This window comes from Streptomyces sp. NPDC006552, assembly GCF_040611655.1.
GTDB lineage: Bacteria > Actinomycetota > Actinomycetes > Streptomycetales > Streptomycetaceae > Streptomyces.
On sequence record NZ_JBEXOS010000031.1, the window covers coordinates 11,666 to 25,679 of the forward strand.

At 69.5% G+C, this 14,014-nt stretch carries 13 protein-coding genes; 6 read left to right on the plus strand and 7 right to left on the minus strand.

All coding sequences use genetic code 11. The features are described from left to right. Positions 1–64: 64 nt before the first annotated feature. Positions 65–1,453, minus strand: a complete 1,389-nt coding sequence (locus ABZY33_RS19155; RefSeq protein ID WP_356492782.1) for an FAD-dependent oxidoreductase — start codon at positions 1,451–1,453, stop codon at positions 65–67. A gap of 27 nt (positions 1,454–1,480) precedes the next feature. Between ABZY33_RS19155 and ABZY33_RS19160 the strand changes: the two genes are divergently transcribed. Next, the gene (locus tag ABZY33_RS19160; RefSeq protein ID WP_356492783.1) at positions 1,481–2,440 is read left to right on the plus strand and encodes an AraC family transcriptional regulator; all 960 of its coding nucleotides are present in this window, start codon (positions 1,481–1,483) and stop codon (positions 2,438–2,440) included. 8 nt (positions 2,441–2,448) lie between these two features. On the opposite strand, the gene ABZY33_RS19165 is transcribed toward ABZY33_RS19160, so the two are convergent. Then, positions 2,449–3,318: an alpha/beta fold hydrolase gene (locus ABZY33_RS19165; RefSeq protein ID WP_356492784.1), complete on the minus strand. Its 870-nt coding sequence runs from the start codon at positions 3,316–3,318 to the stop codon at positions 2,449–2,451. A 252-nt stretch (positions 3,319–3,570) separates the two neighbouring features. Here ABZY33_RS19165 and ABZY33_RS19170 point away from each other — a divergent pair, with 252 nt between their 5' ends. The 5 genes from ABZY33_RS19170 (at position 3,571) to ABZY33_RS19190 (ending at position 6,570) form a co-directional block, all read left to right on the plus strand. Continuing rightward, positions 3,571–4,287 carry an SDR family oxidoreductase gene (locus ABZY33_RS19170; RefSeq protein WP_356492785.1) on the plus strand — a complete coding sequence of 239 codons (717 nt, stop codon included), beginning with the start codon at positions 3,571–3,573 and terminating at the stop codon, positions 4,285–4,287. Positions 4,288–4,358: 71 nt separating this feature from the next. Then, complete coding sequence (locus ABZY33_RS19175; RefSeq protein WP_356492786.1) at positions 4,359–4,661, plus strand: 2-dehydropantoate 2-reductase; 303 nt, start codon at positions 4,359–4,361, stop codon at positions 4,659–4,661. A gap of 11 nt (positions 4,662–4,672) precedes the next feature. Continuing rightward, positions 4,673–5,401 (plus strand): ketopantoate reductase C-terminal domain-containing protein, encoded by a 729-nt coding sequence (locus tag ABZY33_RS19180; RefSeq protein ID WP_356492787.1) that lies wholly within the window; start codon positions 4,673–4,675, stop codon positions 5,399–5,401. Further along, positions 5,355–5,906, plus strand: a complete 552-nt coding sequence (locus tag ABZY33_RS19185; protein WP_356492788.1) for a CGNR zinc finger domain-containing protein — start codon at positions 5,355–5,357, stop codon at positions 5,904–5,906. Before ABZY33_RS19180 ends, ABZY33_RS19185 begins: the two co-directional genes overlap by 47 nt. 427 nt (positions 5,907–6,333) lie before the next feature. Continuing rightward, positions 6,334–6,570, plus strand: coding sequence for a hypothetical protein (locus ABZY33_RS19190; protein ID WP_356492789.1), 237 nt, complete (start codon positions 6,334–6,336; stop codon positions 6,568–6,570). 47 nt (positions 6,571–6,617) lie between these two features. Here ABZY33_RS19190 and ABZY33_RS19195 read toward each other — a convergent pair whose 3' ends face one another. From ABZY33_RS19195 to ABZY33_RS19215, 5 genes are all read right to left on the minus strand, one after another. Further along, positions 6,618–7,010: a nuclear transport factor 2 family protein gene (locus ABZY33_RS19195; RefSeq protein WP_356492790.1), complete on the minus strand. Its 393-nt coding sequence runs from the start codon at positions 7,008–7,010 to the stop codon at positions 6,618–6,620. A gap of 459 nt (positions 7,011–7,469) precedes the next feature. Beyond that, entirely contained in the window at positions 7,470–8,024 is a 555-nt protein-coding gene (locus tag ABZY33_RS19200; protein WP_356492791.1) for a dihydrofolate reductase family protein, read from the minus strand. 95 nt (positions 8,025–8,119) lie between these two features. Then, positions 8,120–8,755, minus strand: a complete 636-nt coding sequence (locus ABZY33_RS19205; RefSeq protein WP_356492792.1) for a helix-turn-helix domain-containing protein — start codon at positions 8,753–8,755, stop codon at positions 8,120–8,122. Positions 8,756–9,532: 777 nt separating this feature from the next. Continuing rightward, positions 9,533–12,661: a glycoside hydrolase family 38 C-terminal domain-containing protein gene (locus ABZY33_RS19210; RefSeq protein WP_356492793.1), complete on the minus strand. Its 3,129-nt coding sequence runs from the start codon at positions 12,659–12,661 to the stop codon at positions 9,533–9,535. Between the two features lie 61 nt (positions 12,662–12,722). After that, positions 12,723–13,955: a glycoside hydrolase family 76 protein gene (locus ABZY33_RS19215; protein WP_356492794.1), complete on the minus strand. Its 1,233-nt coding sequence runs from the start codon at positions 13,953–13,955 to the stop codon at positions 12,723–12,725. Positions 13,956–14,014: the final 59 nt, after the last annotated feature.

Here is a 14,014-nt window from a genome sequence, read left to right on the forward strand (position 1 = left end):
GCCGGTTCAGGTCGTGCCGGTGATGGCCCAGGTGGCTGGGAGCGGTGTCGGTGAGTCCGGCGGGTCAGCCGATGACCTTGTCGAAGACCTCGTTGAACGCCTCTGTCGAGCTGGGGTGGGTGTAGATCGCGTCACGCAGTTCGGTGGCCGTGATGCCGTGGCGCATCGCCATGGTGACCATGTTGATGATCTCCTGGGCGTCGATGGTCAGCAGGGCCGCGCCGAGGATCAGGTCCGTTTCCGCGTCCACGATGAACTTCATCAGGCCGCGGGTCTCCTCCACGGTGTACGCGCGCGGCATCGCGACGATGTCGGCGACGTTCTCGCGCGAGACTTTGATGTTGCGTCCCTGGGCCCGCGCCTCTTTTTCCGTGAGTCCCGTGGTGGCCAGCGGTGGGGTGATGAACAGGGTGTGCGGCACCGCGACGCGGTCGGTCGTGGTGCGCCTGCCCTGTCCGAGCAGTTGGTCGAGGACGATCCTGGAGTCGTCGAGGGACACGTAGGTGAACTGCGGGCCGCCGTTGACGTCGCCGAGGGCGAAGATGTGCGGCCTGCTGGTGCGCAGCCGCTCGTCGACCTCGATCGCGCCGTGCGCGGTGGTGCGCACGCCGGCCGCCTCCAGGTTGAGATCCGCGATGGCAGGCCTGCGGCCCGTGGCTGCCAGTACGGCTTCCGCCTCGACGGTCAGGGTCTGCTCGTCCTTCTCGTAAAGGACCGTGGCGGCGGCCCCGTTGTCCCGTACCTCGACAGTCCGTGCGCCGGTGACGAGGCGGATGCCGTCCTGGGCGAGGATGTCGGTCACCGCCTGGGCCACGTCGGCGTCCTCGTGCCTCAGCAGTCGGTCCGCGGTTTCCAGTACGGTCACCTCGGTGCCGAAGTGCTGGTAGATCGCGGCGAATTCGAGGCCGAGGTAGCCGCCGCCGACGATCACGAGGCTTTCGGGGAGCTGGTCCTGCTGGATCAGGTCGGTGCTGCTGACCCGGTGCTTGCTGTCCGCGAGTCCCGGGACGTCGGCGACGAACGGCTCGGAGCCGGTGTTGAGCAGGATGGTCGGCGCGGTGACGGTGATCAGGTCCGCGCCCTCGCCCACGGTGACGGTGTGCTCGTCGGCGAACCTCGCGGTGCCGGTGATGACGGTGGCGGTGTCCTTGCCGTCCAGGGCGTCGAAGTTGCCTGCCCTGAAGGTGCTCGTCAATGCCCTGACCCCGGCGACGGAGTTGGCGAAGAACTCCTGCGCGTCGTCCTCGAGCCGCTTGCCGCTGGAGTAGTGGACGAGCATCTTGGTCGGCACGCAGCCCACGTTCGGGCAGGTGCCGCCGTACATGTTCGCGGATCGCTCGACGAGGACGACGCGCTTGCCCGCGTCGGTCAGCACATGCGCGGCGGTCTTGCCACCCTTGCCGAAACCGACGACGAGGACGTCTGCGCTGATAGTGGTCGTGGTGGATTCCATGGCTCAAGACTCCATGTCTATGGTTGGGTGAACCAGGTCTGTTTGTTTCGGTTTCCAGCTCGGACGTCTCACATCGACACTGTCAGTCACTTCATCCGTCAGGCCCGCGTCGAGGCGAGCCTCGACAAGCGCTGCCTGCTCGGCGCCTCCACCCGCATGGACGTCGCCGCCATGGGGAAGCGCGAAGCACCGTTCCATGTGCTCCTCGACGGCGAGTGCAGGCTCCTGGTCGGCTCCCAGGTACTCGAACTGCGGCCGGGGGACGCGGTGATCATCCCGTCCGGCAGGCCGCACCGGATCACCACAGAGCGCGGCGGCAGCCGGATCAGCGGGACGGCGGAGACGGTCGGCGCCGCCTTCGCCACCGCCCGCAGTGCACAGACCCGCGAAGCGGTGATCGACCTCTTCTGCGGGCACTACACCTTCGGCTGCGGCGCCGGCGCGATACTGCTCGGCAGCCTGCCCGACCCGGTGCACGTCTCCTTCGGGCAGTCGTCCGACAGCGACGAGGTGCTCAGGATGCTCAGCGCCCTGATGCGCGGGGAGGCGCACCGCGAGGGGGAAGGGACGGCAGCTGTCCTGTCGGCGCTGTGCACGGTACTGCTGACGATGGTGCTACGCACCTCGCGCGGCCCTGCGTCCGCTATGACGCTGTGGACCGCGGCGGGGGACGCGCGGATCGCCGGAGTGGTGGAACGCATCGTCGCGGACCCGGGAGCCGACTGGCCGATCGAGCGGCTCAGCCGCCTCGCCGCCATGTCGCGTGCCACGTTCATCCGCCGCTTCGGCCGGAGTACTGGCGTGACCGTGGGCGCCTTCCTCACCCGGGTGCGGATGATGGCGGCCGCCGAACTCCTCCTGAGCGGCGACGCCAACGTCGCCGGCGTCGCGGAACAGGTCGGCTACCGGTCCGAGTCGGCATTCAGCCGCTCGTTCCGCCGTGCCGTCGGCACGACCCCCGCGCGGTTCCGGCGCTCAGGGGCCTGAGCGCACCGTCAGGCCTTGACTCTCCTGCCGAGGAAGTCGGTGATCAGCGCGGTGACTTCGGGCAGTGCGCTCTCCAGCAGGAAGTGGCCGCCTTCGAGCAGGTGGATCTCCGCGTCCGGCACGTCGCGGCCGAACGCCTCGGCGCCCGCGGGGCCGAAGATGGGGTCGCCCTTGCCCCACACCGCGAGGACCGGCGGCTGCCGTTCGCGCAAGTAGCCGTGCAGGGCCGGGTACTTGGGTGAGTTGGTCGCGTAGTCGCGGAACAGCTTGAGCTGGATCTCGTCGTTGCCGGGGCGGGAGACCAGGTGGTGGTCGTGGTACCAGGTGTCGGGGCTGACGACGCTCTCGTCCGGAACCCCCGTCACGTACTGCCACTTGATGAGGTCGAGGCCGAGCGCACCGCGGATGGCCGCCTCGGTCTGCGGGGTCTGCTCGCGCTGGTAGTCCCAGACCGTCCTCCAGAAGCCCTCGACGAAGCCCTCGTCGTAGCCGTTGCCGCTCTGGGTGATGATCGCGGTGATCGAGTCCGGGCTGTCGAGAGCCAGCCGCCAGCCGATCGGCGCGCCGTAGTCCTGCACGTAGATCGCGTAGCGGGTGACGCCGAGCTGGTCCAGCAGTCCCTTGGTCAGGGCGGTCAGCGCGTCGAAGGTGTAGTCGAACTCGTCGGCGGCCGGCGCGTCCGACAGGCCGAAGCCCAGATGGTCGGGCGCGATGACGTGGTAGTCGGCGCCGAGCATCGGGATGAGGTCGCGGAACATGAACGAGCTGGTCGGGAAGCCGTGCAGCAGGACCACGGTGGGCGCGCCGGCAGGGCCGGCCTCGCGATAGAAGATCCGCCGGCCCCGCACGGTCGCGAACCTGTGGTGAACGGTAGCCATGACTAACCTCCGTAAGTTCCGTTGATGGTTATAGCCAAGCGCGTTTTCTGTAACCTGTCAAACTGGTTTTACAGGTTAGACTGGAACAGCGCAGGTTCGCGGAGAACCGGTGGGCCTACCGCGCGCGAAGTGAACCAGTGAACCGCTGCCTTGACGTGGTGGAACTCCGTCGTGCGAGCGACGGAATCGCCCAGCACAGCAACAGCGGACGGCAACAGGCAGCAAAAGACAGCAGAGACTGAGGAGTCAGCCATGACAGCCGAACTACGGGACAAGAAGGTGCTCGTCATCGGCCGTGGCAGCGGCATCGCAAGGGCCGTCACCCTCGCCGCACGCGCAGCAGGCGCACAGCTCGTCGTCGCAGGCCGTGACCGGGAGAAGCTCGCCGGCGCCTACGACGACCCGGGCGTCGCCGCGGAGAGCGTCGACCTCACCGACGAGACGTCGATCGCCGCACTGGCGGAGCGCCTCGGCGCGGTCGACCACGTCGTGTCCACGGCCTCGGCCCGCGCCCGCGGCCTGGTCGGCGATCTGGCTCAGGAGACCCTCAAACTCTCCTTCGAGACCAAGGTGATCGGGCCGATCCTGCTCGCCAAGCACTTCAAGGGCCGTATCGCCGAGGGCGGTTCGCTCACGCTCTTCTCCGGCTCCTCCGCGATCAAGCCGGTGCCCGGCATGCTCGCGGTGGCCGCGACGAACGGCGCGGTCGACGTCATCACGAAGGCGCTCGCCGTCGAACTGGCGCCCACGCGGGTGAACGCGGTGTCGCCGGGCACCATCGACACCGGCGCGTACGACGCGCTCGGCGAGGAGAGGAAGGCGGCGCTGTTCACCGCGCGCAGCGCGCACAACCCGGCGCGGCGCATCGGCACCGCGGAGGACATCGCGGACGCCGTCGTCTTCGCCATGACCACTACGTTCATGACGGGTGTCTCGCTCGCGGTCGACGGCGGCGAACCGCTCGTCTGAGCGGACGAACCAATCGTCCATATGGACAACGGCTCCCTGTGGGACGTCCTGAACGAGAAAGAGGAGGTTGTATGCGTAAGCGGTCATGGGGGCCGGCGGCGCCGGTGGCTACTTCGGCGCCCGGCCACGACGTGGAGTTCATCGCGCGCGGCCGTCAGCTCGGCGCGCTGCGCGAGCGCGGGCTGCGGGTGGAGAGCCCGCTCGGCGACGTACATCTGAGAGAGGTGACGGCGACCGACGACCCGGCCGCCCCCGACCAGGTCGACCTCGTGCTGTTCGGGGTCAAACTGTGGGACACCGATGCCGGGGCGAGACTTGTCGTGCCGCTGCTGCGGAAGGACACCGCCGTGGGGTGTCCTTCCATAACGGTGTAGTCAAGGACGAGGTGCTGCGCTCCGTCCTGGGTTCCGAGCACGTCGTCGGAGGCGTCTGCTACATCTCGGCCACCGTCGCGCAGAGCGGTGTCATCCGGAACTCCGGCACACTGCAGAAGCTGGTTTTCGGCGAGTACGACGGCATTCCCTCGCCCCGCGTCCTCGAGTTCCGTGACGCATGCGCGAAGAGCGGGATCGAGGTGGAGGTCAGCGACCGGATCGAGCGGACGATCTGGGAGAAGTCCGTCTTCCTCGTCGGACTCTCCGGCACGACGAGCGCGGTGCGCTCGACCATCGGCCCCATCCGTGCAGACCCGCGCACGCGTGCCTTCCTGCGTGACCTGATGGACGAGGTCGTCCAGGTCGCAAGGGCCCAGGGCGTACAGATGCCGGCGGACTACGCCGACGACCGGCTGGCCTTCGTGGACCAGGTGCCCGCGGGCATGACGTCCTCGATGCACCACGACCTCGACCGCGGACACCGTCTGGAGGTCGACTGGCTCAGCGGTGACGTGGTCGAGCGCGGCGCCAAGTCCGGCGTGCCGACCCCCTGCAACCGCGCGGTGGCGGACATCCTCGCCGTGCATGCGGGGGCGGGAATGAACCCGCGCCCGTCACGGCTAACCTGGATAACGGGTTTCAGGGGTTTTGGGCCGGTCTCTGTGCCGTCTCACCGCCGGAGTGGAAGGGTGCATGGAGGCCATGGAGATCGGCGCGGTTCAGGAAGAAGCGCTGCTTGACCTGCTGAACACGACTCCCGTGCTGAACGGGACAGCACGGGACCTGCTGGCGGGCGACGACGAGGCCCGGGGCTGGCTGGCGGAGCACGACGTCGTCGCGAAGGGTGCCGATCTCGGGGCGCTGCGCGCGGCCAGGGACACCGTGCAGAAGGTGGTGCGGGGTGAGGAGAGCCCGCGCTCGCTGGCGGAGTTCCTCGTCGGCGTCGGCTACCTGCCCGTGGTCGACGACGCGGGGATCGGCTGGCGGCTCGACGTCCCCGCGGGCCGGGAAGCGGCCGCGCTGGCCGTGCTGACCTGGAACCACGTGAGGACGGCGAAGCCCGGCCGGCTCAGGCCCTGCGCGAACGACGAGTGCCGGCTGTTCCTGCTGGACAAGAGCAAGGCGAACAAGGCCAAGTGGTGCTCGATGGCGGTCTGCGGCAACAGGACCAAGGCCCGCAGGCACTACGCGAGGGTGAAGGGCGCCGAGAGCCGGGCGGCGTCCGGCCTGTCTACCGGGGAGTAGTCGAATGCCGGGCGCGGCGCGCCGCGTCTCCTCCGCGTCCGGCTGTTCCTGCGGCAGGTAGACGACGGCCACATCGGCACCTTCGCGGCGTACAGGACGGCGACTGTACGGCCGATACCGAATCGCCTCCCGTGATCAACGCGATCTTGTCGGTCAGCTTGCGGGACCCTCGATACTGCGGGCTGAGGTAGCCGGGCGCAGGCTCCTCCGTGCTTCCGGTCCCGGACGGTCCTGACGCCCAAACGTGTACGTCGCAACCGGCTGAGTTTCTTGGCCGTCGCCTCGGACGCCTTCTGCGTGAGGGTGGACAGCAGGTGCGCGGGAGGGGTGTGGCGGAGGGCTCGCCCAGGTTCAGTCCGTGGTGAGTCGCGGTGTCGGTCGGGTGCTGGACGTGGGTGTGGGACCAGTCGGCGAGGTCCAGGGCGACGTGGTGGACCTCGTGTTCGGCCTGGTGGTGGCCGGCTACGGCCGTCAGGTGCCCGGCCGGGTGCTTCTCGCCCACCGTGCACGCGAACGCTTGGTCGTCCAGACCCTGTTCAGCGAGAGGAATGGGGCGTTCGTGGAAGCGAAGCGCTGGCGCTTGCCGGTGCGGAGCTCCAGCATCGCCGGACGACCATGCATCCGGCTCGCCGCCTTCACCTCCCGAGACGCGATCTGCGAGTGAATCGACCCGGGTTTGATACATATCTTCAGAATCCGGAAGGATGCCGATCACAGCGGGATCTCTTGGGAGACGGACTGCTCGATCTCCCCCGCGAAGACGATGACCTGGTCGATGAGGCTCCGTCGCAGATGGACGACGTCCGTTCCCGCCAGGCGAGGGCCACCATCAGGCGTGGTGAAGACCCACCGGTAACGGGCCCATTCGTCAGGCATGTCCACCGCCGAGCAGCGCACCATCGTGCCCGCCCCCGCCGGATGGTGCCGGATGTCGAGCACGAACCGCTCGACCGCAGCGATTCCTTCGCTGCGTCCCAACGGCCCCCAGAAGAGCACGTCCGAGGTCAGCGCCTGGGAGAGCAGAGCAGTCACATAGCTGTCGTCCGAGGCGTTGAACGCGGAGATGAACGTGTCGATCGCGGAGCGTGCGGTCTCTTCCTGCATGCCCCAGTCATACCAGCCATTGCGCGTGCGCTCGTCCCACGAGCAGCCTATCGATCAGAATGGACCGGTCCTGCCCCGAAGGCGGAGATCAGCGGGGTAGGCACTACCGGATGCGGCGCATCGCCCCTGACGGCAGCGGTCGTTTGGCCACAGTGGTCGTCTGCAGGCTGCGTATCGGCAGCCTGCGACAAGGAACGCCAGGCAGTACGCGTCCGCTCCGCACGCACTGTGTGGTCACCTGGTCCCACTCTTGTCGGCCCCCCGGAGTCGAGAGGCGGTGGCGCTGCAAGATGGCGGGCCGGTAGCGACGACGCGGAGACCGTGGATGTCTTGTTCGTCGCCCCTAGCAACGCGGCACCCCTCGGGGCAGGCAGGCGCAGTTCCAAGGCTCGCTGTGCTGTAGCGCCAGACTCGCTCTGTCATCGGGGTGTCGTACGCGCGGCCCGCGTCGAGCAGTGCTCAGCGCGTCGGGCGGTAAGTCGCGATGATCACTCCGCTGCTGGTCGGCTGAGCGCTGACCAGCTCCAGCTTCTTCATGGTGGCGTCGTCGGCGAAGAGCTTCTTGCGGCCCTCGCCGGCCACCACCGGGTGGATCAGCAGTACCAGTTCGTCCAGCAGGTCCTGCTCAAGGAGCGAACGCACCAGTGTGGGGCTGCCCGCGACGGTGATGTCCTTGCCCTCGCCCGCCTTGAGCTGCTCGATCGCGGTCGCCAGGTCACCGTTGATGAGCGTGCTGTTCGCCCAGTCCTCCACGCTGGACAGCGTGGAGGAGACGACGTACTTGGGCGAGTCATTGATCCACTTGGCAAAGCCGGCGTCCTCGCCGTCGGTCACCGTCGGCCAGTACCCGGCCCACTCGGTGAAGGTCACCCGGCCCAGCAGAATCGTGTCGGCTGTCTCCAGCGTCTTTCCCAGCGCCGCGCCCATCTCCTCATCGAAGGCGAACTGCCACTCGTTCGGCGACTGGGCGACACCATCGAGCGAGACGAACAGACCTGAGACGACTTTGCGCATGATTCCTCCGTCGTGAGTTCGGGAGCCTTTGCCTGGCCCCGGCCGAAGAGCGTTCCGGCCAGGACGGGCCGGTCCCGTCGGCTACGTCAGGAAGACTATGCGGGCGACGGGGATGCGGGCTTGTACAGAAGCGACAGCGGATCCGCCCCCTCCGGTGCACCCAGCTGAGTGGCGGTCCGGCCGATGAACCGGGTCAGGGACCGCGCCAGGTGCGGCTGGTCGAAGTAGCCCAGCTGGTGCACGACGTTCTGCGCCGCCGCCCCGTCCTGGATCAGAACCGCCGCCTCGCGGGCACGGTGGATCTGCCGGATGGCACCTTGGGTGAGGCCCGTCGCCGCGACGAAACGCCGCTGGAGGGTTCGCTCGGAGACCTCAGGGGCCGCGCCATCGAGCACCGCGGCCACGATCGGGTCGCACTCCACGATGCCCTCACGCACCATGCGCCGCACGAACGCCTCCGCGTTGTCGTAATCGGGCACGTGCCAGGCGGAACCCTTCAGCCACACGGAGCGCTGCGTCACGTCCGGGATCTCCGCGCTGCCGCCCACAAGCCGGCTGATCGGCACATGAGGCATCGAGGTGCCGAGAGCGAAGCTGATACCGAAGAACGTGGCGTCCCTGGGGACGGGAGCCGGACAGGCCCTGGGCTCCGGGCCCAGCACGGCCGCCTGCATCCGGCCGTCGTGCTCCCAGAAAACAAGCTCCCAATGCGACGCCGCGATCGAGGTCATCCGACCACCCTCGATACTGCGGCTGCGCCATACCCTCTCGATGTACGGCAACTCCGACGACCGACTCTCAATCTCCAGACCCACCCGGATCGCCCCCGTTCACCGCCGCCTGTGCCGCCAGTGTGTCACGTCGGGCCCGTACCGCTCGGGCCGCATCGCGCCGACGTCGGCGCCGCCGCTCACGAGGGCTCACCGTTCATGGGAACTCGCGTCGTTCACGGTGTCGGCGGCCTGCCGGTAGTGGCGCGGGTGGGCGTTGACCGAGCCGACGACGGCGTTGTTCTCCCAGGACAAGCTCGCGGTTGAGGGCGCCTGCGTCGACTGTGATCCGCTTGCCCTTCGGTGAGACGCCGGTGCCCTCACCGGTGTGCAGTTCCACTCCCGACTCTGGCGCGTCCCGCCCGACAATAGCGGGCACATCGCCGCAGGCGCCGGAAGCCGATCTTCCGGCGCCTCTCCGACCATCAGGTGGGGCGTGGCGTTTCGCGGCACGGAGTCACACCCATCGGCATCGGTAGGAGGTGGTTGACGCGAGAGTGCCGGACCCCGTCCGCTCCCCCACGCACCACCGGGTTGGCATCGAGCCCCCGCAGAACAGGCTGACGAGCGACGGCACACGGTCCTGAAAGTCCTGACGCCGCCGGCCATCCTTGTCGCCTCACTGGGTACCGCCGACGGGTGATCACCGCCCCTCTCACCGGCACGGGCCGCGCCGTGCGGGACCGGAGTCGCGGACGCCCTGCTGAACACGGAGGCCCGGCAGGGCGTTCGCCTCCCTCAGGTGCGCACGGTGAGGAGTACGGCCGCTGTCCCGAGCGCGGGTACCTCGATCGGGACAGCCCGGTCCTCGTGCAGGTCGAGGCCGCTCGGGTTCAGCCCCAGATAGGTGGTGCGGGCGGCGCGCGCTACGGGCAACGGGGTGCGCAGGCGACAGGTGACAGGGGCGTCCGTAAGGGACTGCAACCGCACCAGGAGTGTGCCGTCGCCGGGGACGGTGACCCCGACCAGGCGCACCCGGGGGTCGTCCAGGGCCAGGAAGTGGGTCCGCGCCGGGCTCGCGGCCCCGGCACCGCCCCGGGCGCGGACCGGCACCAGCGGATGGCTGGTGACCGCGGCGATCCGCGCGGCGAATCCGTCGGCGCCGGTGTTCTCCTCGGCTGTGGCTCGGGTGAAACCGACGCTGTAGCGGAAGACATGGTCGAACCCTTGCTGGGAGGGGAAGTTGGTGTCCCAGACGTTGTTGTGCACCCAGGAGAAGACGGTGCCGGGCTCCTCCTGCGGCAGCGACTGCGGGTAGGGGACGTACGGGATCGCGATGCCGCCGAGCTGGACGAGCGGCGCGTCGGCCGTCGCCAGGGCCGCGTGGTGGGTGCCGTCACTCAGGCTGATCCAGCGCCGGATCGCCCGCATGTGGGTGGCCGAACCCGGCACGGTCTCGCGGTCGGTGCCGAGCACACCGCCCGTCGCCTCCGTGTGCACGACGGGGCGGTCGAGGGCGAAGGGGAACGCGAAGAAGGCGCTCTCCTTGGTCAGGGTCGCGTTCTTGTCGACGCGGTTGTCGATGTCGACGCGGGCCGCGTCGTGCGGGAGGTGCACGCGCACGCGAAGACGCCGTGTGCCCGCCGGGGCGCATTCGTAGACGAGGGTCTGGCCGGTGGCGTCCGTGGTGCGGTCCACGAGCGCGGCGGGCGGGGCGGTGCTGCGGGAGGCGAGCAGGTGCATCGAGTCGTCCGCGACGGTTTTGCTGGACTGGTGGTTGAACCCGCCCGCGGTGGCGTACTCGTCGTACACGTATCCGTTGAAGCCGATGACGGCGTCCTGGCGCACCATCTCGCGGCCGGTCCGTTTGTCGACGATGGAGGCGATGCACGCCTCGCGCAGGTCGACGGTCACCCGCAGGTGATCGTTCTCCAGAACGCCTGCCTCGGTCGGCTCGTCGTGCTGTACGGGGGACGCGGCGCCGGTGACGACGATGTCCAGGCGGACGGCCCCGCAGGCGGGCACGTCCGCGACGGGCACGTGCAGGAAGCGGCCGGCCGCGCGGTGGCGCTCGTTGCTCTGCGCCTCCTCGGCGCAGGGCAGCGGGCTGCCGGTGCGTGCGTCGAGGACCTGGACCGGAGTGTCGAGGGCGACGGTGCTCTCCGGCAGGAAGAGGCGGGCGGTCTCGGTCCGTGGCCAACTGCACGTGTTGACGACGTAGAAGGAGGCCGACACGTCGTCCGCCGCGGCGAAGGCTTCGCCGAGGAGGGCGGAAGCGGCGTCCAGGAGCGTCTCGGCGTCGTCGTGGGCGCGCAGGGCCTGGGAGTACTTCCAGTGCCACTGCGTCTGCCCGGAGCCGTGGCCGTGGTCGCCGTGGGTCCAGGGGTCGCCGGCGCCCCAGGTGTGTTCGTTGAAGAGGGAGGCGGAACGGTAGATGCCCGGTGCTTCGCCGGTCACCGCAGCGCCTCCGTGCATGCCCATGAGGGAGGCGTAACCGGCCACGGTCTGTGCCTCGGCGAGGGCCGCCTGACCGCGCCGCACGGCGGCGAGCGGAACTGCACCGGCGCCCACTCCGTCGACCCACCAGTCCGTCCAGTCGCCCCGGTAGGTCTCCAGGCGGTCGCCGACGCGCTTCTCCGCGTCCTCGAAGAAGTCCTCGTTGCGGGAGGCGCGCAGCCGCGGATACGCCCACTGTTCGTTCCAGCGGCGCACCGTGTCGGAGATGACGCGGCGCGGCGGGCCGTTGTCCGCGAACTTGCCGAGCACGCGCAGGTGCAGCACGTCCCACGGGTACGGGTCCGCCGTGTCGGGCAGGTCGAGTGCGGAGAAGCCGGGGATACCACGGCCCTGGTGGGGATAGGGGAAGCGGGCCAGGGCGCTGAGGTAGGCGGGCAGCAGGTCGTCGACGCGGTCGTAGGACTCGTCGAAGCCGAGGATGGAGCCCTCCATGTAGGCGAGGCCGTGCGGGGTGTCCGTGCGCCAGACCAGGACGCTGTTGCCGCTCGGCGTCTGCCACCGGAAGAGGCGCGGGAGGTGTTCGCCGCCGACGAGGTGGGGAACGGCGCGGCCCGCCCAGTTGTGGGCGACGGACAGGTAGCGGATGCCGTTGTCCGCGAGGACGTCGGGCAGGCCGACCACCTGGCCGGGTACGTCCGTCTGCATGGCCGTGGTGATGGCGATGCCGTGCCGGTCGCGCAACTCGGTGGCCGGGCGCAGGAGCTCGTGGAGTTCGTCGGTGGAGCAGGTCTCGGTGTGGAGGTTGAAGGGCATGGCGGTGAGTTCGACGCGGCCCTCGCGCACCCGGTCGAGGAAGCCCTCCACCTGGCGGCTGGGCCGGTTCGCCCGCCAGTCCTGGAAGGAGTGGAAGCCCTCGACGGCCCAGCGGAACCGGGCCGGGTCGGGCCAGTCGTCGGTGTCCCGACAGAGTTCGAGGAGCGAGTCGAGGTAGGCGCGGCTCTCGGCCATCACCCGGCCCTGCGGGTCGGTGTAGCCGATGTCCAGGTGGGAGTGCTGGACGAGGTGCAGGGTCCAGTGGCGCTGCGGGGTCACCTGGAAGGCGATCTGTGTGCCCTCTTCGAGGTCGGGGAGTTCGATCAGCAAGGGCGTGGGCTCAGTCACCTCCGGGACCATGAGGCGGATGCCGTCGCCCGGCCCCGGCACGATCTCGCAGGGGACGGGGGTGCCCCCGCTCGTGGTGACGTGGGCCCGGGTGACGCGGGGCAGCGGGTCCGTGCTGCCGGGTCGGAGCACGGTGAGCCGCACGGACTGCAGCAGCCCTCCCCTTCCGTCGTGGCGCAACAGAGGCTCCCCCGAGAACCGCACCTGGAGGCCGGCGAGGCCGGTGGTGGTGGCGACGCGCTCCTTCAAAAGGTCGCGCGCGATGTCGGAGTCCCACCAGGATTGCCTGGTCAGCGGCGGCTTGGGCATGGTGCGTGAGGGTCCTTTGCGTCGGGGCAGGTGTGGGTCGGTGCGGGTTCGGGTCGCTGCGTCAGGAGACGGCGCGGGGGCCGGATGCTCCGGGGCGAGACGCTTGAGGGCCCGTCGCTTCGGCGAGGGTGGCGAAGATCTGGACCATCGCCGACTGGTTGAGGGTCGCGGCCGGCGCCTTCGGGTCGTAGTCGCCGCCGTTGGACGGCTGGAAGCGGAACAGGCCGGTGGCGGCGTCGCGGTTGGATGTGTACGTGCTGTCCGCGTACGCGCTCATGGTCTTCAGGTAGGCCGGGTCGGGGCGTACGGAAGCCAGGTCGAGCAGGTCCTTGAAGTAGAAGGCGTTGAACACGGCCGGCTGGTCGTGCAGCCGACTGCCCTGGGTCCAGTGGGCGAGGGAACCGCGGGCGTCCTCCACGGCCTTCTTCAGATACCGGGTGTCTCCGGTGCCGCGGTAGAGGGCGGTGGCGGTGGCGATCATGGCGCCCGAGTTGTAGGTCCACAGGGTCTCGTCGACGCAGCCGTCGTCGCCTCGGTCGTTGACGTACAGGCCGGGTGCCTTGCGCATGCAGGAGTGCACCCAGCCGTACCACTGCCGCGCCTTGTCGAGATACGTGTGATCACGGGTATGTGTGTAGAGCCGGGCGGCGAGTTGGGCGGACAGGGCGGTGACGTTGGTGGCGCGGATGGTGTTGGCGGGCGAGTCGTACCAGTCCATGCCTCCCGCGCAGCTCTTGGTGGTGTCGCCGTCCCAGGCGCGGGAGACGGTGGGTATGACCTGCTCGGCCCGGTCGAGGAAACGCGTGTCGCCGGTGGCCTCGTACTGGTCGAGCTGGGTCAGGGCCACGACGGCGTTGTCGTCGTAGTACACGTCGCCGCCGGTGCCGAGCGGGGCCGGGAGGTACGACGCGTAGCCCGGCCGCTCACCGGACGTGCGGTACAGCTCGGCGGTGTCGAAGCGGTCGGCCGCGTCCTGCCGGTACCCGTCGCCGGTGCGTGGCAACTGCTGCATGTCGACGGCTGCCTGCGCGGCCTCGCGGAACGGCCAGAGGAAGGAGTGGGCGGGGTCACCGTCCTGGCGGGGTGTGTGCTCCAGGTAGAGGCCGTGCCGGCCGTCACCCTCGTACAGGTGTGTCTGCAGGGCTCGATAGCTGTCGGTGGCGCGGGCGGCCCAGGTGCCGGAAGGGACGGGGCGGGCCCGGTCGGGGCTCTGGGCGTGGGCGGGGGCAGCGGTCCAGAGCAGCCCCGCGCAGAGGACGGGGGCGGTGGCACGGGTGAGCAGCGAGCGCAGCATGAGGGGTGCCCTTCGCGACGGTGGAGGAGGTGGAGGAAGGCGTGGACGACTCGGCGGAA

Coding starts and splice junctions, on each gene's coding strand:
- ABZY33_RS19195 (WP_356492790.1), bottom strand. CDS start 7,010: ATGCAGGAAGAGACCGCACGCTCCGCGATCGACACGTTCATCTCCGCG.
- ABZY33_RS19155 (WP_356492782.1), bottom strand. CDS start 1,453: ATGGAATCCACCACGACCACTATCAGCGCAGACGTCCTCGTCGTCGGT.
- ABZY33_RS19205 (WP_356492792.1), bottom strand. CDS start 8,755: ATGACCTCGATCGCGGCGTCGCATTGGGAGCTTGTTTTCTGGGAGCAC.
- ABZY33_RS19210 (WP_356492793.1), bottom strand. CDS start 12,661: ATGCCCAAGCCGCCGCTGACCAGGCAATCCTGGTGGGACTCCGACATC.
- ABZY33_RS19175 (WP_356492786.1), top strand. CDS start 4,359: ATGCGTAAGCGGTCATGGGGGCCGGCGGCGCCGGTGGCTACTTCGGCG.
- ABZY33_RS19215 (WP_356492794.1), bottom strand. CDS start 13,955: ATGCTGCGCTCGCTGCTCACCCGTGCCACCGCCCCCGTCCTCTGCGCG.
- ABZY33_RS19185 (WP_356492788.1), top strand. CDS start 5,355: ATGGAGGCCATGGAGATCGGCGCGGTTCAGGAAGAAGCGCTGCTTGAC.
- ABZY33_RS19200 (WP_356492791.1), bottom strand. CDS start 8,024: ATGCGCAAAGTCGTCTCAGGTCTGTTCGTCTCGCTCGATGGTGTCGCC.
- ABZY33_RS19165 (WP_356492784.1), bottom strand. CDS start 3,318: ATGGCTACCGTTCACCACAGGTTCGCGACCGTGCGGGGCCGGCGGATC.
- ABZY33_RS19170 (WP_356492785.1), top strand. CDS start 3,571: ATGACAGCCGAACTACGGGACAAGAAGGTGCTCGTCATCGGCCGTGGC.